The organism is Nitrosomonas nitrosa (assembly GCF_003051105.1).
Classification (GTDB): Bacteria; Pseudomonadota; Gammaproteobacteria; order Burkholderiales; family Nitrosomonadaceae; genus Nitrosomonas; species Nitrosomonas nitrosa.
Window position 1 is genome coordinate 1 of the sequence record NZ_QAOO01000037.1, and the last position, 20,163, is coordinate 20,163.

14 protein-coding genes and 2 pseudogenes are annotated in these 20,163 nt (G+C 45.9%); 5 read left to right on the forward strand and 11 right to left on the reverse strand.

All coding sequences use genetic code 11. The features are described 5' to 3' along the window. From C8R30_RS14155 to pstB, 5 genes and pseudogenes are all read left to right on the forward strand, one after another. Positions 1-99, forward strand: a pseudogene (locus C8R30_RS14155) (cytochrome C554); the annotation flags it as partial. Position 100: 1 nt separating this feature from the next. Beyond that, complete coding sequence (locus C8R30_RS14160) at positions 101-790, forward strand: NapC/NirT family cytochrome c (protein ID WP_107790414.1); 690 nt, start codon at positions 101-103, stop codon at positions 788-790. A gap of 742 nt (positions 791-1,532) precedes the next feature. Beyond that, positions 1,533-2,489 carry a phosphate ABC transporter permease subunit PstC gene (gene pstC, locus C8R30_RS14165; RefSeq protein WP_107790415.1) on the forward strand — a complete coding sequence of 319 codons (957 nt, stop codon included), beginning with the start codon at positions 1,533-1,535 and terminating at the stop codon, positions 2,487-2,489. Positions 2,490-2,621: 132 nt separating this feature from the next. Further along, a complete protein-coding gene (gene pstA, locus C8R30_RS14170) occupies positions 2,622-3,548 on the forward strand; it encodes a phosphate ABC transporter permease PstA (protein WP_090672506.1) in 927 nt (308 codons plus the stop codon). Next, entirely contained in the window at positions 3,542-4,351 is an 810-nt protein-coding gene (gene pstB / locus C8R30_RS14175; protein WP_090672503.1) for a phosphate ABC transporter ATP-binding protein PstB, read from the forward strand. The genes pstA and pstB overlap by 7 nt, the downstream gene beginning before the upstream one ends. Before the next feature lie 219 nt (positions 4,352-4,570). Here the strand turns inward: pstB and C8R30_RS14180 are convergent, their stop codons facing one another. From C8R30_RS14180 to C8R30_RS16245, 11 genes and pseudogenes are all read right to left on the reverse strand, one after another. Next, positions 4,571-6,154, reverse strand: a complete 1,584-nt coding sequence (locus tag C8R30_RS14180; RefSeq protein WP_107790416.1) for a glycosyltransferase — start codon at positions 6,152-6,154, stop codon at positions 4,571-4,573. A gap of 194 nt (positions 6,155-6,348) precedes the next feature. After that, on the reverse strand, positions 6,349-7,257 hold the full coding sequence (locus C8R30_RS14185; RefSeq protein WP_219908893.1) for an NAD-dependent epimerase/dehydratase family protein: 909 nt from the start codon (positions 7,255-7,257) through the stop codon (positions 6,349-6,351). 79 nt (positions 7,258-7,336) lie between these two features. Continuing rightward, positions 7,337-8,524, reverse strand: a complete 1,188-nt coding sequence (locus tag C8R30_RS14190) for a hypothetical protein (RefSeq protein WP_181258758.1) — start codon at positions 8,522-8,524, stop codon at positions 7,337-7,339. A gap of 23 nt (positions 8,525-8,547) precedes the next feature. Continuing rightward, the gene (locus C8R30_RS16000; protein ID WP_181258759.1) at positions 8,548-8,937 is read right to left on the reverse strand and encodes a hypothetical protein; all 390 of its coding nucleotides are present in this window, start codon (positions 8,935-8,937) and stop codon (positions 8,548-8,550) included. Continuing rightward, entirely contained in the window at positions 8,937-9,971 is a 1,035-nt protein-coding gene (gene gmd, locus C8R30_RS14195) for a GDP-mannose 4,6-dehydratase (RefSeq protein WP_107790418.1), read from the reverse strand. The genes C8R30_RS16000 and gmd overlap by 1 nt, the downstream gene beginning before the upstream one ends. A 179-nt stretch (positions 9,972-10,150) precedes the next feature. Next, on the reverse strand, positions 10,151-10,894 hold the full coding sequence (locus C8R30_RS14200; protein ID WP_107790419.1) for a sulfotransferase family protein: 744 nt from the start codon (positions 10,892-10,894) through the stop codon (positions 10,151-10,153). 372 nt (positions 10,895-11,266) lie between these two features. Beyond that, positions 11,267-13,414: a glycosyltransferase family 4 protein gene (locus C8R30_RS14205; protein ID WP_107790420.1), complete on the reverse strand. Its 2,148-nt coding sequence runs from the start codon at positions 13,412-13,414 to the stop codon at positions 11,267-11,269. A gap of 100 nt (positions 13,415-13,514) precedes the next feature. Then, positions 13,515-14,981 carry an FkbM family methyltransferase gene (locus tag C8R30_RS16240; protein WP_219908894.1) on the reverse strand — a complete coding sequence of 489 codons (1,467 nt, stop codon included), beginning with the start codon at positions 14,979-14,981 and terminating at the stop codon, positions 13,515-13,517. Between the two features lie 2 nt (positions 14,982-14,983). Continuing rightward, on the reverse strand, positions 14,984-17,263 hold the full coding sequence (locus C8R30_RS14215; protein WP_107790421.1) for a coiled-coil domain-containing protein: 2,280 nt from the start codon (positions 17,261-17,263) through the stop codon (positions 14,984-14,986). Beyond that, a complete protein-coding gene (locus C8R30_RS14220) occupies positions 17,260-19,890 on the reverse strand; it encodes a hypothetical protein (RefSeq protein ID WP_107790422.1) in 2,631 nt (876 codons plus the stop codon). The genes C8R30_RS14215 and C8R30_RS14220 overlap by 4 nt, the downstream gene beginning before the upstream one ends. Positions 19,891-19,919: 29 nt before the next feature. Continuing rightward, positions 19,920-20,163, reverse strand: a pseudogene (locus tag C8R30_RS16245) (hypothetical protein); the annotation flags it as partial.

Here is a 20,163-nt window from a genome sequence, read left to right on the forward strand (position 1 = left end):
GATGGTGTCTTTGTAGGTGAACCTAAATTCAAATTCCACGACGAATTTCAGGCGAATGCCAAAGTAGCTGAAAAAGACGACAAAAAAGGAAAAGATTAAAATGACGACACTACAAAAAGGATCGATCGGCACGCTGCTAGTCGGTGGCTTGTTGGGGATAATGCTGCTAGCCGTTGTGTTTGGAGGCGAAGCGGCACTCTCTACAGACGAATTTTGTACCAGCTGCCACTCGATGTCTTATCCACAAGAAGAACTGAAACAGTCATCGCACTATGGCGCACTGGGTGTTAACCCTGGTTGCAAAGACTGTCATATTCCCCAAGGGATAGAGAATTTTCATCTAGCGGTCTATACGCACATAGTGGATGGGGCAAGAGAACTTTATCTCGAGCTAGTCAATGATTACTCGACGCTAGAGAAGTTTAACGAACGCCGACTCATCATGGCGCATGATGCGCGGATGAATCTCAAGAAATGGGATAGCGTCACCTGCAGAACCTGTCATAAAAACCCTGATCCTCCAGGAGAAAGTGCACAAGCGGAGCACAAGAAGATGGAAACGGAAGGGGCAACTTGTATAGATTGTCACCAAAACCTCGTGCATGAAGAAGTACCCATGACCGATCTGAATGCGAGTCTGGCAGCCAAAAAGATGGTATTGAAGCCGGATGAGGATGAAGAAGACGAGGATGACGAAGAGGACGAAGACGACGAAGAGGAAGAAAGCAGCGAAGAAGCGAGCGATGACAACTCTGATGACGATGAGTCCGATGATGAGGATGAGGAATAAGTAGCTTCCTTACGTGTACCCCACTAGCTAGAAGGTGGGGTACATTGTGAATGTATATACGTGAAATAGTAGAAGCCTTCACATCATTTTAATACCCTGAATAGGTGGCTAAATTTTATAAATGATAAAACTCACAACAAATTAATAATATATGCCTCTAAACTATTTTCAGTTTGGTTTATTTGGTTGCCCATACACTTCTGGCTACCTTCGTCTTTGCGAGCCGCGTAAGCGGCGCGGCAATCCAGTACCTGCATCAACATCGCTCTGGATTGCTTCGCCTTTGCAGGCTCGCAATGACGGAAATTATTGTTACGTCTGAAGCATTACTGAAAATGGTTCATAGGCATATAATAATAAATGAGGGATGTCGTTAAGTCTTGGTTCATGTTTGTTTTCCATATCAATGGAATCATTTCTAAAAATCTATTAAATTTAAATTCTTTTAAACGAAGTAATTTTAATTAAAATAATCAGCATTGTTCACGATGTATAAGCTAGAGGATTAGCTTGAAATTATCATTCAGCATAGAAATCTTAATAGCTTATTTTCGGGAGTGCTGTTTCATCTGTTTCTTTTTTGCTAGCCGGGAATGAATTCGCACAAAATTAAGCAGTGTAAGTGTAGTAAAACTGTGTGCATTGTGAATACCTAATAGCGGTGTAATCGTTTTCATATTAGTGTAACCATTTTGTTTTACTATCTAGAAATAGAAAAAATTCATAATCTTAGAAAGAAGATATGTATTCGAAAAATGCAAGGGGCGCAAGCGAGAGAAAAAGCAATACTCATAATAAATTAGGCAACCTTCGATATAGCTATAAGCGTCATATCAAAGAAAAGCTGATAGAAATGCTGCTATTACTGGCAGCTTTTTTTTCGGTGCTTATCACATTTGCCATTATTTATATGCTGGTAAAAGAATCAATTGTATTTTTCCAGCAGGTATCTGTTTGGGAATTTCTTACCAGCACACAATGGACACCGTTATTTGATGATGCCCACTATGGAATATTACCGTTAGTTTCAGGGACCGTTGTTAGTTCTGCTGTTGCACTCCTGGTTGCGTTACCTTTGGGTACGATCATTGCGATTTATCTGTCCGAATTTGCATCTTTTACTGTACGGGAAATTGCAAAACCATTTCTTGAACTACTAGGTGGGATTCCAACCATTGTTTATGGTTATTTTGCACTGTTGTTTGTGACACCGCTGCTCCAGATGATTTTCCCAAATTTACCCGGTTTTAGTTTACTATCGGCTGGGTTGGTAATGGGCATCATGATTATTCCTTATGTCAGCTCCATGACTGAGGATGCGATGCGATCGGTCCCTATGCATTTGCGCGAAGGCTCTTATGCCATGGGCGCTACTCGGCTTCAAACAGCTATTAAGGTTGTGATGCCGGCTGCTTTTTCTGGTATTGCAGCAGCGTATATATTGGGAATATCGCGCGCGGTGGGCGAAACCATGGTAGTAGCCATCGCTGCAGGGATGCAACCAAACCTAACCTGGAACCCGATGGAGCAGGCAGCGACCATTACTGCGTATATCGTTCAAGTAAGCTTGGGTGATTTACCTCACGGCAGTATCGGTTATCAAACTATTTTTGCTGCTGGCCTAACTTTATTACTGATCACATTAATTTTTAATATACTTGGCCATCTCTTGCGTAAGCGATATCGTGAAATGTATTAGAAGGTTTGCAATCCTTTAATAAATTCTGCTTCATATCGAAAAATAAATAAGTGCGATCTAGTATGCGTGACTGACTATAGCCAGGCTAAGCCGTCCAAGATAAACCCAAAATCAGATTTATCAGCTGTATTTATGAATGATGCGAAAAAACTAGAAAGATTACGTGTGATTATTGCACGGCATAAGCGTTGGGATTTGATCTTTCTAATTGCGGGTATTCTTGCTTTAATGATCGCGCTCCTGACATTCATGGCCTTGTTTATACAAATGGTGATAGATGGGGCGCCGCGTTTATCATGGGAGTTTTTTACTTCGTTTCCTTCGCGTCGAGCAGAATCAGCCGGTATCCTTTCAGCGTGGGTAGGCACAACACTTGTTATGTTGGTTACTGCAGTATCAGCCGTACCGTTAGGCATTGCCGCAGGCGTTTACTTAGAAGAATATGCACCCAAAAATTTCTTCACAGAATTAATTGAGATCAATGTGACTAACCTTGCCGGGGTACCTTCGATCATCTATGGTTTATTGGCATTAGGCTTATTCGTTTATCAGTTAGGATTAGGGCAGAGTATTTTGGCTGCCGGGTTAACATTGGCACTTTTGATTTTACCCATCGTTATCGTAGCCACGCGCGAAGCAATTCGCTCAATTCCTATCGCTATTCGAGAAGGTTCTTATGCATTAGGTGCTACCAAATGGGAAACGGTTGCCGATCACTTATTGCCTTATTCTGCGCCGGGTATCTTAACCGGGGTCATTATTGGCTTGGCGCGGGCCATCGGTGAAACAGCGCCCATTATTACTATCGGTGCGCTGACCTTTATTGCATTTTTACCTGCTTCGCCAATAAAAAGTGAATTTCCATTTATCTCGTTTGAATGGTTGTCGGCACCATTCACAGTGATGCCGATACAAATGTTCAACTGGGTATCGCGACCCGAAGAAGAATTTCAATTTAATGCAGCTGCTGCAGGCCTTATTTTGGTTGTTATGACCCTGACAATGAATGCACTAGCTATTTACCTTCGTTACCGTATGCGTCAAAAAATTAAATGGTAAAAAATAATATAGTGGAAACTGGGACTGATCACACCTCATCCAGTGAATATAAATCAGTTGTCAAGAATCTTAATTTTTACTATGGAGATTTTCAGGCACTGAAAGCAATCGATATGGTTTTGCATGAAAAACAAGTTACGGCGTTGATAGGGCCATCAGGCTGTGGCAAATCTACTTTTCTACGCTGCTTCAACCGTATGCATGATCTTTATCCAGGGAATCGTTATGAAGGGAGCATCATTTTATATCCGGATAATGAGAATATTCTTTCGCCAGATATCGATCCAATCGAAGTACGAATGCGTATCAGCATGGTTTTTCAGAAACCGAATCCTTTTCCAAAATCGATCTATGAGAATGTTGCTTATGGGTTGAAGGTGAGGGGGGTTAGACAACGGGCGATGCTTGATGAAAAAGTCGAGGATGCATTGCGTAATGCAGCGTTATGGGATGAGGTCAAAGATCGTCTAAATGATTTGGCGTTCAATTTATCGGGCGGGCAACAACAACGATTATGCATCGCGCGTGCGCTTGCGACCGATCCTGAGATTTTATTGTTCGATGAACCGACTTCAGCATTAGATCCTATCGCTACAGCGAGTATCGAAGAATTGATCGCGGATCTTAAAACAAAAGTAACAATCCTCATTGTTACTCATAATATGCAACAAGCTGCCCGGGTATCAGACTATACTGCCTATATGTACTTAGGCCAATTAATTGAATTCGATTTTACCGATACGATCTTCATCAAACCAAAGAATAAGCAAACAGAAGACTATATTACGGGGCGCTTTGGTTAGGTTTCATTAAGGCGAGTAGATAGTCGAGCACTATCTGAATGGCCTCAGGTCACTTTCTGAGTACATGCTTCGCACCTCAAAATTCGGCACCTATGCCTTCTCCTGCTGTGAGAAGGTTGGACGAGTGATGACAAAAACCGAATTTTGCAGTGTGATGAGTATCATAATGAGAAATGCTCTGCCTGTTTACAACTGACTAGCAACAACACAGGCAATCTCTCAGCGATCGGTTAAGGTACGGATCTGTTTATTATAAATCGTTTCCAGTCTCGTTTTGTAGCGCTGGCCAACAGCGACTGCGGAAAACTCTGGCCAAGCGTGGTGGCGTCTGTTTGCACGTTTCGTGAGTACAAAACGCCGCATCAGTTCAGCAGCATGGTTGATGTCAGGATCAGCCCATACTTGGCCTTCACTGTGTGGATACTGCCTTTTTTTTAATTTAATCAGGCGGTAATTTACTAAATCTGCATGGGGTGATTGACAAAAATCCACATTTCCCGAATAACCGGTGGCGATTACATGGAGTCCTAATTGTAATGCTTCAGCCAAGCCACGACCAAAACCTTCTGCTCGGTGTAGCGAAATAAAACAATCGCAGGCTTTATACAAAGCCAGTAATTCCGGACGCGGTAGCGTGTTTTCAATGATATGAATCCGCTTATCTACGGCTGCTAACTGTTTTAATTGCTTCCATGTCCGGTTAGGCTTTGTTGGTTTATGAATTTTGATGACCAATCCGACCGTCTCTGATGAAAAATTTTCCTTAGGAAAAGCGTCAAGAAAGGCATCTACGCAAGCCTGCGGATTTTTTCGATCAATTGACGATTTTAGATCAAATGAAAAGCAAAATAATATAGCGCGTTCGGGTAAGCAGAAGTGTTTGCGAGCCTGTTTTCGGGAAGTAAATCGTCTTATAGATCCCGATTCTACCGCCATCGGCATCACATGCAGTGGCTTAGAACATACCGGCGCCAAGGCATTGTAGGTATGCTGCGTCGATACCCACACTTCATCTACCAGATCGAGCAACATTTCCCATTCAGCAGGCCACCGGCTTAATTCCCAAGGCCAGTAACCGATATTATAACGATCCAGAAACTGTGAACGACCGCGTTCCGCATAGTAACGGCCGTTTTCTTCTGCTGTCATGCAAAAAATATTGAATGCAAACTGCCCGTCTTCTGACACATGCGCAGCCATGCTTTGATCATTTTGCGGTACATCCGAACCGGGTGGAAAATTCACTATCGTCATCGGCACCTTGACGGCTAACAACGACCGTGCCGCCATACGAGCGTCTTCGCCAATGCCAAGCTGACCAAAAGCATAACCGACCACATTGACGCCAAAGGGCCGTTGGGTGAACGGAATGCGCGACCCGGCTGGCTCCAGTTTTTGTAGAATGGCCGTCTGAATTCGGGATCGCCATGGCTCAGGAAGTTTTAACACGTATTGCTTTTCCTGTTTCGATAGCAGGGGCCAGTAACCGTGTTCTTCCAGCCCGTGCGTGTAAAACCATTGGAAAAATGCTACCTTCTGATCCGGTAACGAAAAGATGGACTGAACATCAGGACGAGCCAGCCATATGAGATACTGCAACTGTGTCAAGCCATGATCGCGGCGATTTTGTGGCGCCTGCAAAGAGGACAGAAACCCGGGATCATCATACAGCGACATATATTCCTTGACGCCGTTGGTTACTAGCCAGGCAAGAAAAGCATCTGCATTTTCTACGCGGGCAAAACCCAGTTTCTCACGCAAGTCTGGGCGTAAATTAAGAATCAGGGTACTTAGATCAATCAATATGAAAACTCATAAGGCAGTGTATTGTTACGGATAACCACGCCTTCGCAAAGCTTGCTTAATAAAACCTGGTCATCACATACCCTATCCGACGCATTCCGAAAAATGGGCGAGAATCCTTCAAATATCCGCTCAAATAATTGAACGGCCTGCTGACAAGCGTCTGGCGGATGACACCTCTTCTTTGCTAGCCCTCAGCTAACACCCTCTTCAAGCATCCAACGCAATGTTTCATGCAAAGGGATCTCCGGTATTCGCTCCGTCAAGGCAGCATCCAGTTTGGCCCGGCTACCGAGAAGTATCTTCACCTCATTGCTGCGCACAAAGGCAGGATTGACCCGCACTTCAAAATCGTGTCCAGAAATCTCCCTTACCATGTGCAACACATCCCGCAAGGTATAAGCTTGGCCAGAGCAGATATTGAAGGTTTCACCTATGGCTGCAGGTGTGCCCAACAAATGTCGATAAAACCGCACTACGTTACGCACATCGGAGAAATCTCGCGCCACATCCAGATTTCCTAATTCAATCACTGGCGCACGACGACGCACATGATTAACAATCTTGGGCAGCAAAAAGCTTTCTGACTGTCCTATACCAGTATAATTGAAAGGCCGCACAATAATGATCGGCAGGCGATCTTTATAAAGCCGCGCCATATATTCCATCGCCAGTTTACTCACGGCGTAATCATTCGCAGGTGCCGGCGGGGTGGACTCATCCAGTATCCCTTCTGAAGTATTGCCGTATACATTCGCACTGCTGGCAAGTAGCACAGAAGCCGGAAGTTTACTCGAGCGCGATATAGCCTCCAGTAGATTGCGTGATCCGATCAAATTAGTTCGATAAATCGTCTCAATATCCCCATGCGCTACAAATGCGATTGCTGCCAGATGTATCACGGCATCCGGTTGCACTTTCTCAATCACATGGCTCAATGCAGCCGTATTATCCAAATCGCATAAATATACTGACTTGCTGGCAGGTATTACCTTTTCTGGTGATTTATGTGCTACTCCGAAAACTTCATACCCTGCTTGACCCAATTCGTATGCAAGGTGACGTCCGGTAAAGCCAGCAATACCTGTAATCAGCGCTTTCAAACTCACCCCTCGTGCCGTAACTTAATCACATGAATTTAATAATTATTTTATGAAATTAACCCCAGCCAAACTCACATTATTATTGTAATGTAGAGCTTGCCGGTGATATCTCGCTAACTTCTATGATCTCAGGCAGCTCCGTCGCTTTTATATTCGAAATGCTAGGCTCGATACGCAAAGCTTCGATATGGACTAATGCATTCGCCGTTACCCATAAGCGTACTTCAAGGTCATTTACCATCTCGGCAAGCTCGAAAAACTGTTCTGCTATCAATCCTGGCTTCGCATTCTCGATGATATCCTGCCGCACCAATACTCGCTTAGCCTGGTCACAAGAAACATCCAACCATATCCCGGGGGTTCCAAGCTCACAACTGCCCTCGAGGCGTGCGACATATTGCCCCGCAGGGAGCCGCAAATAGGGTCCAAAAAGTAAAAACCCTTCACGCCCAGTGCTGATAATGGAAGACTCTTCTCGCTTCCCAACCTGTGATAAGAGTCTTAAATCCGCAGCCGGGAAGTATCTCGCAGCACCTGATGCAACCACTTCCAATTCCAGCATACCTGGAGTAAATCCGCACTTGTCAAACCAGCAATGTTTCTCCTGAACCGGCAAGAGCATCAATCTATAGAGGCCGGGTACATCAGGTGCCATTACCTTCATTTGAGCAGTAAGCGTTTGTCCAGGCAAAACTTCCCGAGCAGGCAGCGGCGAACGCCTTCCATCAAACACAACAATATTGCCCGTTTGATCTAGCCAGTGATAGGAAAGATTGATTGGGTGAAATTCTGTACTAACCCAGGGTTCTCCGGAAGCATTTTTCAGTAATAGAGGCAGATTGAACACCTCGTTCGTAGCCACATTACCCAGTGTCCCGTCGGTAGTCAGTGTACCTGTGGCGTCTTCGACTGGATACACTTGATTGTATGGCACCCATGGCGAAAATTTGGGAAGTGTTATAGTCGGTTTATGGTTGCGTTCCTTGCGCCAGCGCTCGCGTAACACACGGTAAAACTCTAGATCCAACGCATTTAACACCGCCAGATGCTTATGTAGTTCTGGGGAAATCTGCTTCACTGCAGGTCGAGAATTGGTCACATTAACCCGCTCGATCTGCTCTGGCGCTGGCATCCCAATCAAAGCCCCCACGTTGGTCAGGAATGTTGGCATCTCCTCGTAAAACCCCCACACATCGTATTGTTCAATGGCGGTTAAAGCGTCATCGAGCTTCTTATCCTCACTTCGTGGTAATCTAGTTAAATACACTGGCAAAGTGTTCCATATATGGATTATTGATAGAGGTGCAGAAACTCTCCCTCTAACTCCTCTTCTTGTGAGGCATCAAAATGCACAGCTTGCTCCCTTAGTTTATATTCATAATCGGGTAGCACATAAAAAAACCAAGATATCGCCCGATCAAGCGGTTCTTGAAGGATAATTATATAATTATAGCGCGGGTCAAGGCCATCATTCTGAAAATTTAAATGACCTGAAATGACTGAGTACCTACCACCGAATATGCGAATCAACTCTTGATGCCGGCTAATCAGGTTTGGGGTGACGCTACCACTCCCACTCCCTAGTTCCTTAGTTAACCGACGATTAATCGCTTGCCCAGCAGTTTTGGGTAGATGGTCGAATATGGCGCGTCCAGAAAAGATATTTGATTTTTTAGTCATCAGAACGACAATCCTTTTTCATTACGTCGAATATCCACCTCGACCATCATCTGACAGAGTTGCTCCAGAGTAGTCTTCGATTCCCAGCCGAGATCTCGTTTAGCTTTTTCGGGATTGCCAATCAGCAAATCCACTTCTGCAGGGCGATAGAATTTGGGGTTTACCTTAACCAAGGTCTTACCAGTCTTGCGATCTATGCCTACTTCGTTTTCATCCTTACCCTCAAAGGCCAAATCGAAGCCCGCTGCCTTGCCAGTCATGCTGACGAATTCACGGACGGTTTCGGTGCGGTTAGTAGCCAACACATAGGTATCCGGTTTGTCAGCCTGCAACATCCGCCACATGCCTTCGACATATTCCTTGGCATAGCCCCAATCTCGCTTGGCATCTAGGTTGCCTAATTCGAGCACATCTAGCTTACCCAGCTTGATTTTTGCCATACTGTCGGTGATCTTACGCGTAACGAATTCAAGCCCTCGCAAGGGAGACTCGTGATTGAACAAAATTCCGCTGCAACCAAAGATATCGTAAGACTCGCGATAATTAATTGTCATCCAGTGCGCGTAAAGCTTAGCTACACCATAAGGGCTACGAGGATAAAATGGTGTGTTTTCCACTTGTGGAATTGTTTGTACTTTACCGAACATCTCCGAAGTGCTCGCCTGATAAAAACGAATTTTGGGATTGACGATGCGGATCGCTTCCAGCAAATTCAGTGGTCCAATACCTGTAATCTTTGCTGTCGTTACAGGCTGATCAAATGAAACTCCAACAAAACTCTGGGCAGCGAGATTGTATACTTCGGTAGCCTCGGTTTGTTGAAGAAGTCGGATGCTGGCTCCCAAATCCGTCAAGTCGTACTCAACCAGATGAAAATTGGGGTGATTTCTGATGCCCAACTCTTCCACACGCCAGAAATTGGTGGAAGCGGTACGACGATACGTACCATAAACCAGATATCCCTTTTTAAGCAGGAGCTTGGAAAGATACGCACCATCTTGACCTGTCACGCCTGTGATAAGTGATTTAATCATTGTTAACTCTATCCTTTCTTATGTTTTACACGAAATCCATGCTGCTCCATCTAACTTTTACATGGCGCGTTTCACCACCACTGATGATAAAATGTTCCACGATTTTGTTTCGCGGTTATCCACTGCTTAGCAATATGTTTAATATAGAAAATGCATCATTTTGTAAAAGTTACATCAAGTTAATTCTGCAGAGATTCCATCTGTTGAAGTAAAACTTCTCTTTGAAAAAGAACCGAATCGAGCTCATCAGTTGAAACTAAGATATCGGAAAATTTCATAGGATAAGTAACACCAGAGATTTCCCTGTAAAAAATGGATTCATATTGCGAAATTAGGTTTCGATCAAATTGTTTGTAAGATGAGTAATTCTTTTTTTTGTACTTAGACATATCATCTCCAACTTGCAAATTGGATAAAACTTTATCGGAAGATATATCAACATAAGAAGACAATTGCATACGAACTAGAATCGATTGAATCACCGCCACAGGATTGCCAACTAATTCTTCGTACCGAACATGGATAGAATTAACCATCTGCGAAGTTATCCATTTTTTATAAAAACGCTTGTTATATATAATATGATCCGCGAGGAATATTAAGTAATTAAAACGATTAATTTCTGATCCCGGGTTTGATTTGCAAAATAATTCCCTATCCGACAGTACCGTTTCGATAGGTTCTCGATATTGAACTATGTAGAGCACAGAGTCACTTAATATGATCGGCAAATTAAAGTCAAAATCATGACTCTTTTGAAAAACAACATCAAATCCACCGGTTTTGCAGGGAATACTTCGACAGCAGTCCGGAATGTTGTAATACTCGCAATAATGAAGACGTGGTCCGAAAACAGAACGCAACATACGTTCAAGAAGATGATGGCCTGACCTAGGAATCGAAGCCCCAACAAGATTAATCATTTAATCCCCCAGAGAAACATGAAATGGCATAACAGCATTGAGTCAGTTATTTAATTAACTGAAATAAGCTTTAATAGGCCGTTGAAAAATTATTTGCGTTGCTGCTGCGACGTTAAAAACAGGCGCAAAATGCTCATTTATCATATAAAAACCTCGCTTTTTATCCAGCACCGCCCCTCGCCCTGCGGACCTATCCTCATGGCTGTTTACTGCGCTTTGCTTGCGTCACTTGTTGTTTTTGCTAAGCTATCGTTGCTTCGATCACATTTTTTTCAACAGCCTGTTTATTAACGTAATACGATTTCAACTATAAAATACAAACTGCCCTTCAAAAATGAACATATTTAATTGAACATCATTTTTTGACTGCAGTTAATAATCAACGCGTAATTCTTTTATTTTGAGACAGTCCAATTTACGCCCAGTGGCCGAGCACACAAAATTAAACCCCGGTTTCCATTCTATTTCCAGTTTGACTGGTATAAGGATACTTTCGAGCATCATCGCCTGATGGTCGTCATTAGTTTTGCAATCATCAAATTTAATATTTGCAAATTCAAAGGTAACCAAGTCACTTGTAACAAAGTGAACAGCCGTTGGTTCGAAATAGTTCTTCCCTGCCATAATACTCGGCTGATCTTCAATTAAATCGTTAAAGTTTATTGTGAGTTTTGCAGTGATTTCGGTTTCTTGAAGAGAATTGACTTTATCAAAAATCAGAGAGTAGTGAAGAGAAACAGACAAATGTCTTGATTTTATCTGCTTAATATCAATGTAAAAATCTAAGCCAATCTTAGGCTCCTTACACCAAGCACCATCAGACTCAAAGCGATCAAGTTTTGTATATACGATTAACCGAGACGGTAATGACCCTTGTAAGGATCTTTTTATACCGGATAGACCTTCTGGTAAATCGTATGTGTCACTGCCAAGATGCCAGTAAAAAGACACTACCTGTCCTGAAGCCAGAAACCAATTGGCAGCCATCATTTTACTGACCGGGTGTGGTCTTTCTAATCGTATAGCAGAGATTAAATTTGAAAGATCACACTGATATTCAGTCCATTTTTTTAATGGTTTAGAAGCTGCTATCTTTTGCTCTGCAAGCTTAACCAATTCTGGATTTGCCAGAAGTTGCGTAATTTCTTTCGCAATCTCTAATGGTTCAGATGGATTCACGTACCGACACAACTCACGGCCGACCTCTGGCATTGATGCGCGATTAGACGTAATACAAAGCTTTCCGGCATCCAGGCTCTCGCCAATGGGCAAGCCCCAACCTTCCTCAAGAGATGGATAGACTGTGAATTTGCATGTTTCATATAAATATGAAAGAAAAGAATCATCTATACTATGCAATACAATCAATTTTCCATCTAGGTTATTTGTGCTTTTCAAAGCCTCAAAAAAAGATTCCGCTTTCCAGCCAGCACGACCAACCACAACAAGTTGAGGGCACTTGCCCCCTATCTGTGCGAATAAATGCCGCCATGCTACAAAAAGACCAATGTGATTTTTTCTTATTTCAACTGAGCCAACATTTAGTACGAAGTTATCGGTTTCAATCCCCAATTCGATGGCTTTTTCACGCATCGTACTCCGCAATCCAACCCGACTTGACTGAAATGCCTTAAATGGTATTTCACGTGCCAGTTCTGCGTAATAATTTAAGGGGTAAACGATCAAATTTTGCCCAAGTGAAACGCGGTGATTAGTAAGGTCGTCTGAAACGTATTTCGATATAGAAATCAACCCGTCAGATATAGCTAGTAATGAGCTAATATAAAACACAAACTCCCTGGCTGCATCCGGCGTCACAAAGTCTGGATACGTATAGGGTATGAGGTCATAAAGTATTGATACAACATGAAGCTTATATTTCCTTGCAATCACGCGATGCGCAGTGGGGAAACCCGGAACAATCCATGCTGCCCCCATTATAAGTAACGTATATGATTCAATTCCAAGCGACGCAGAATCGAGATGAACTGAATTTGTAATAGTAGTTTGCACTGATGAAATAAACTTTGTTTCATCATCACCCGACGAAATATACCTGACCACTGAATCTACAAACTCCCATGGTATAACTCTACACCCGTCTTTCTCATAATCATGCATCGATATCAGAACATTGGAGGCTCTTGCTGGCTTAGGTATGCTTGAAAGGGTTGCAATCACAAGGCGCTGAATTCCACTTACGGTTTTATGACCAGCCAAAAGATAGTTAATGATATCCGAGATATCAATAACACAATTAGTAATCCACTGCGTGTTACTGCTTGATTTATCACTATGATTTCTCTTATCTTTTTTGGTAAGTATTTGGCGAGCAGATTCTGATGATGGTTCCGCCACATCGACATACTGATCCAACAAGTCAAATAAGGCCCTGACACCCTTTGACTTGAGTATTGCAGTTGCAGAATGCTTCAACTCACTATCAGGACCAGTCACACCCTTAATGCGAAATGCATGTTCAAGAATACGCGCATGATGTCCTTGTTGTAATAATTTCATTTTATTTACGGGTAAATTTCATAATGGATTTGGTATTTAACTATCCGGTCTCTCTTTAAGTAGATTGTCAAAGTTACTATCTAATGCAATCGTTTTCGGCTTACTGTTCTAAAAAATTTTGTTCTAATTTAGTGAGTTCATGATCTTTCTGTTTAAGCTTCGTATTGAGCAACGAGCAGTATGAGCCACCACTACCGCTTAAAATAAAGTTGTCAAATATATTAGGGCCGTACTGAAATGATTTGACAAGCTCAACATGATGTTCAGAAACATAAAAACGACTGAGTCCATCAAAATAAGCGTAACGGTATCCACGTTCAAGCAATAAATTTTCCCATTGCTCATGCGTCTCGATCTGAGTATTCGGCAGCGTACTTTCGACCACAATTATCCACGGCCGCGCTTCAGTTTCTCCCCAGCCTTCCAATACATGTTTCTCCATACCTTCAACATCAATTTTTAACCAATGAATTTCTTGATCTCCCGCTAAGGTAAATATTTCAGCGAGCGTTGTGCAAGCTACTGTTATTTCTTTCACCTCAAAATTTTTTTCCATGTGCCTCAGCGCGATATCGGCATCGCCAGTGGAAAGCCCAGTTTCCGGTATCTCATAAAAAGTCATCTCACCTATGCGGTCTGAAACAGCTGCTTCGATGACTAGCTCATCCGGTCGATTTTTTCGTAAGGCTTCTGCATAAGCGGGTGTGGCTTCGACGTGAACTCCACGCCAGCCGTGCTCGTAGAATGCTTTGCTGACTGAGTCGACGACCGGGTCCTGTGCGCCGATGTCGATATAAAATCCTTTTTCAATATGACCCAGCGCCCGCCACAACATCACGTCCTCAAAATTCTGTGCATAGGACACGATGCCAGGGCGGAAAGGATTGTCGTTGACATCGGGCGGTGTATTATTTTCATATGTACTAGCAGAATCTTGTGAATCAGCAGGTGCTTTTGGTGACAATAAACCATCCGTTACTTGGTTTTGATTTTGCTTATTTAACTGAAGCTGCTGAAGCTGGCCAATTTCATTTGTAGAGCGGGCGTGACTGGCCAGTCGTTCGTCACCTCCGCCTCCCTTGACGGCCAGCCGGAAATACGTTTGCGCTCGCGTGTCGTTACCCTCGATAGCGGCACTTCGCCCTAAAGTGTTGTATACCCCCGCGATCAACAGTTGCGCCATGATTTTCTTGTCGCAACCCCATTCTTTGGCCAATTTGATAAAACGGCGTGCTATGGTATGGTCGTTAAGCTGTTGCCAGGCACAGGCAACGACTAGCGCCAGTTTTGCGCGCTGCGGGTGATGTTCCAGTGTGTCAATATCGATTTTCGTGAGGCTATTCCAATCACCAAACTGCCATTGCATGCGGCTGCGCTCGAGAAGCTCTGGATCGTAGGGAGCGGGCGGAATATTGCTCGCGTTAGAAATGTGCGTTTCATCATTAACTTCTGAGACGGATGCCGTTTCCACTGTTGCTGTGTTAGATACTTCTACTGGTTTGGCTAAACCCAGCCAGCGTTGCATGTAGGCACGGATGGTGGTGAATTTAGCATTGCGGTTTTCCAAGGTCACAGCTCCGGCTCTTTCAGCAGCACGTCTTTGATGAGTTCGATCTGAGCCTCGGCTTTGATCATTTCTTCATTCAATTGACGTTGACGGGTATCGCTTTTGGCAAGTTCATCCTCCAACTGAGCGATACGCGTTTTTGATTGCTTTAACTGGAACTGAAGCTGTTCCAGCTCGGTTCCTTGCTGAGTAACCATTAGGGCTTGCTCATCCCGCGCCTGAGTGAGCGCCGTGATTTCCTGCTCTAGCGTATCCTGCTGTGCCGTCAGTGCCAATTTTTCTTCGGTTAGGGTGGCATTGGCCTGATTCAGGGCGTCGATTTGTGTTTGCCCCTTTGCCGCACGATCGGCGAGGCTATCGCGTTCCTGGATCAACGCTTCGATCTTTGCCTGGCGTTCTGCTGCAAGCAGGCTTTGTTCGTTCCGCGCCTGAGTGAGCGCCGTGATTTCCTGCTCTAGCGTATCCTGCTGTGCCGTCAGTGCCAATTTTTCTTCGGTTAGGGTGGCATTGGCCTGATTCAGGGCGTCGATTTGTGTTTGCCCCTTTGCCGCACGATCGGCGAGGCTATCGCGTTCCTGGATCAACGCTTCGATCTTTGCCTGGCGTTCTGCTGCAAGCAGGCTTTGTTCGTTCCGTGCCTGAGTGAGCGCCGTGATTTCCTGCTCCAGCGTATCCCGCTGTGCCGCCAGCGCTGATTTTTCTTCGGTTAGGGTGGTATTGGCCTGGGTCAGAGCGTCGATTTGTGTTTGCCCCTGCGCCGCACGATCGGCGTGGCTATCGCGTTCCTGGATCAACGCTTCGATCTTTGTCTGACGTTCAGCTGCAAGCTGGCCTTGTTCATTCCGAGCCTGAGTGAGTGCCGTGATTTCTTGCTCCAGCGTATTCCGCTGTGCCGTCAGCGCTAATTTTTCTTCGGTTAGGGTGGCATTGGCCTGAGTCAGGGTGTCGATTTGTGCTTGTCCCTTTGCCGCATGATCGGCGAGGCTATCGCGTTCCTGGGTCAACGCTTCGATCTTTGCCTGGCGTTCAGCTGCAAGCTGGCTTTGTTCATTCCGTGCTTGAGTGAGTGCCGTGATTTCCTGCTCCAGCGTATCCCGCTGTGCCGCCAGCGCTGATTTTTCTTCGGTTAGGGTGGTATTGGCCTGGGTCAGGGCGTCGATTTGTGCTTGTCCCTTTGCCGCATGATCGGCGTGGCTATCGCGTTCCTGAATCAACGCTTCGATCTTTGCCTGGCGTTCTGCTGCAAGCAGGCTTTGTTCGTTCCGTGCCTGAGTGAGCGCCGTGATTTCCTGCTCCAGCGTATCCCGCTGTGCCGCCAGCGCCGATTTTTCTTCGGTTAGGGCGGCATTGGTCTGGGTCAGGGCGTCGATTTGTGCTTGCCCCTGCGATGCACGATCGGCGTGGCTATCGCGTTCCTGGATCAACGCTTCGATCTTTGCCTGGCGTTCAGCTGCAAGCTGGTCTTGTTCATTCCGTGCCTGAGTGAGCGCTGTGATTTCCTGCTCCAGCGTATCCCGCTGTGCCGCCAGCGCTGATTTTTCTTCGGTTAGGGCGGCATTGGCCTGGGTAAGTATTCCAATTTGAGGCTGTAATACTGCACGCCAATCCCGCACCAAGAGTGCGTAACCGACAGCAGGATGGTTGCTTTCCGTGACATCGATACACCGGAAGCCTCGCGGTTGAAGGAGGGCTTCGGTTCTTTCCAGTGTTGCATCTTGGTCGATTTCGGGATTGGATTGGAGCAGCACGCGCAACCAGAGTACGCTCCAGCGATCGATGTATGTGCCAGCGCCTTTGAGTATAGGCAAGGCGGGAAAACAGTCGATAAATACCCAGGTCGGATCGGCTCGCTCCAGTGCGGCGCAGCGGTCTTCTGCGAGTAGATGATCAAGACGCCGGGTAGGGCGGAGATCTTTAGTGATGGTATGTAAGTTAGGCCAGAGCCTGTTCATGCACTGCGGGGAAATGAGGCTATCTTCTTCCGGATTACTGGCTTGGTAGTAGTCGATCTCGCCCTCGGTGTCAGCAAGGACTGCACTCAAGACGTGCCAATCGGGGTTTTCGGTGAGGAGCGGTTTTGCCCAGTCGAGACGGTCCTGATCGGCATCAATAATAAGGGCATGGGGAATGTCCCATTGCCGCCATTGATGCATTTCGCCGTTGCCGGTACCCGCACCGATGTGGATGATGGCTTGCGGTGGCGCAAGCTTTTGCAGCAGGTGGATGGGTTTCGATACTGGTTCGGTGGATATCGAACGTTTGATGTTGGATGAGACCATCATTTTTGCACCTTGCGTATTTCTGATGCTATGACCGGTTTAGCGGCTCTGGTCTTTGTTACAGGTTTCTGGGATGACGGCTTTTCGGCGATCTTAATCGTGGGGAGCGGCTCCAGGCGTTGCTTAGGTTTTTTCGATGGCGAAGCACTCATTTCCGCTGGCACAGCAGGTTGGATCGGTGCAGACACTGGTGTCGGTGATACGGCAGTGCGCAGCGTAATGATACGTTGTAGTTCGCAGGCTGTTTTGCTCCAGTCTGCCCACGGTCGCTTGAGTTGTACATCCAAACCTTGCAGCGTGCCAAGAATTGCAGGCAAACGTTTGATCAGTGCTGCAAGGAAAGTGCGGTCGTGTTTCGTCAGGCGCCGCCAGATGTTCATATCCATGGCATCGGGTTGCGCGAAGCGTAATTCGAGCTTGGCGCCAAAGTCGTCGGATGACTCGACAAACCAGGCTTCGAAAGGTGCTTTACCACCTTCTTCAGGGAATTCGAGTTTGGGATGGAAACCAAACCGGTCGGGTTGAACGTTCGCGCAGGCGAGGCGAAATTCAAATTCTGGCCAGTGTTTACCATCAAAAGATAGGTTATCGAAGTGAAGCCAGAGATGTTCGTAATCGGGCTTGACCTGCTCACGTTTGAGTTGAACATGATCGTAGCGCAATGTTGGTGGAAATTTCTGGAGAATCTGGCTCAATTTTTCTAGACCGGCACGGAAGGCCTCCGGCTGGAGATCAGTCTGTTCCTCAAGGATAGTAGAGGATGCAAGCGTCTCGATCAGTAGTGTGGTGAGTGCTTGGAGCAAGTTCCAGTCGCTGGTGGCGAGATCAAGCAGAATTTCGGCACGCTGCTGGAGGGTTGTCGTCGTGGCCGTCGGCATGAGGAGGAGCTCGTTCTGCTCATTGGCTAAGGCGGGCCAGCGCACGAGGGGAGCGTTATCCCCCTCCAAACGGGGGAATATGAACCCTGCAACGCCACGTTCAAGCAATGTTTTGAATTCGAGGCTGGGAAAGTGGCGATCTACGGCGCTGAAATTGGTCAGGCGCCATGCGACTAGGCTGCCTATCTCTTTGTCATCGGAGGCGGACAGGATCTCGATCGTTTCGTAGTCAAGGTACGCTGGGTTGCGCTGCAGTAGGCGTTGCCAACGGCCTTCCGCTGTCTGAAGCAGAGTGAGCGTGTCCTGGTATTGCTGGAAATAGTGTTCGCTTTCCAGGTGTGCTTGGTGGAGTTCGAGCAGCAAAAGCTCGCTATTTTCTGCCTGAGTTTTGTTAAGTTGCTCAATCTGGGCTCGGCACTCGGCGAGAATACCGGTTTTTTCGTGCAGTGTCTGGTGGAGCGTCTCCACTTCCTGTTGTAGTGCATCGCGCTGTGCCGCCAGCGCCAATTTTTCTTCGGTCAGGGCGGCATTGGTCTGGGTCAGGGTGTCAATTTGCGCTTGCCGCTCCGTAGCATAGCTGGCGTGACTATCACGCTCGTGGGTCAGGGCGTCGATCTTTGCCTGACGTTCTGCTGCAAGCTGGCCTTGTTCGTTTCGCGCCTGCGTGAGCACTGTGATTTCTTGTTCCAACGTATCCCGCTGTGCCGCCAGCACTAATTTTTCTTCGGTTAGGGTGGCATTGGCCTGGGTCAGGGTGTCGATCTGTACTTGCTGGGATTCATATTTCAGAAAGGTTGATTTAAATTCTTCCTTTGCCTTGTGAAGTTGCAACTGGAGCAATTCGTTTTGCTGAGCAGACTCTTTGAGTCTGACCTTCATATCCTTCTGCTGCTGCGCGTGTTCGGCAATGGTATCGTCAAGACACGCTTTGAGAGCAGCAAGCGCTTCATTGGCAGCCTGCACCTGCTGCAATTCGGTAGACCGATCACGCAATGCTCGATAACCGTCAATGATTTGTGAGGGTGTAAGCGCCATCAGGGAGGAAATTTGCCTACCTTCGTTGAGGCGGGTAACTGTCGCGGCAAGTTCGTGCTGTAGACTAGCAACTTGGAGATGGTCCTGACATAGTTGCTGCGCCAGGAAAAAGGCTACGGAATCGTGCGCTATCTCATAACAGGATGTTTCGCTTGGTGTGACAAGTGGAAGTTTCCATTGTTCGATGCAGCGTTTGATCAAATCCCCCGGGTAATGGATACATTCATTGAGATCAACCAACAGGCTTCGCTGCGGATTGCGGTGATGAAAGCGTAATAATTCCTGATGATATGTCTGCCAGTCATTCATCATTGAGTCGACGGAAAGGCTATTCGATTCAGATGCTATGGCATTCGCAAGCATTTGCTGTGGAGATATGCAAACGAGGATGAAATTGAGGTGAGTTTCGAAGTCGAGCCAATAGTCGAGCAACCAAGTACTTTGCGTATTAGACCAACCCCAGACCTTTGATTTGATGTTGGCGACAAAGATATCGCTTGCGAGCTGTTCCCAGAGTCTGCCGGGATTAGAAATCGGCTGAACGGCGCTGGCATTTTCTGCTGCCAGGGTCATGACTTGCTCGTGCCAGAATTCGATGTCGACAGAGTTACTATCGCGCTTGGCTGGTTCCGGCTGTTTCATGCCAGCTCGCTGTAGAATGTCAGCAACGGTTTGCAAGTTGGATTGAACCGCTCCGGTGATGCAGATGCTTTTCATATTGATTTCTCGATGCTTTTTCTTGAAACTTATGTAGCGCGGCCGTAATGGTCTTCAAACCGCACGATATCATCTTCTCCAAGATAAGCGCCGGACCCAAATTCCGCGATTGAATTTTTAATTTCTCCCGCGGATGTCCCGAAGCATGATCGCAAAAGCGAAAGCGGGCAGAAAGCAGTGGATTTGATGACGTGTATGTGCATCACATTGCTATTTTCAGTGTTGCGGGTACATTTTAGCTTTTTGATGACGAATTTATCCTTTCCGCAGTGA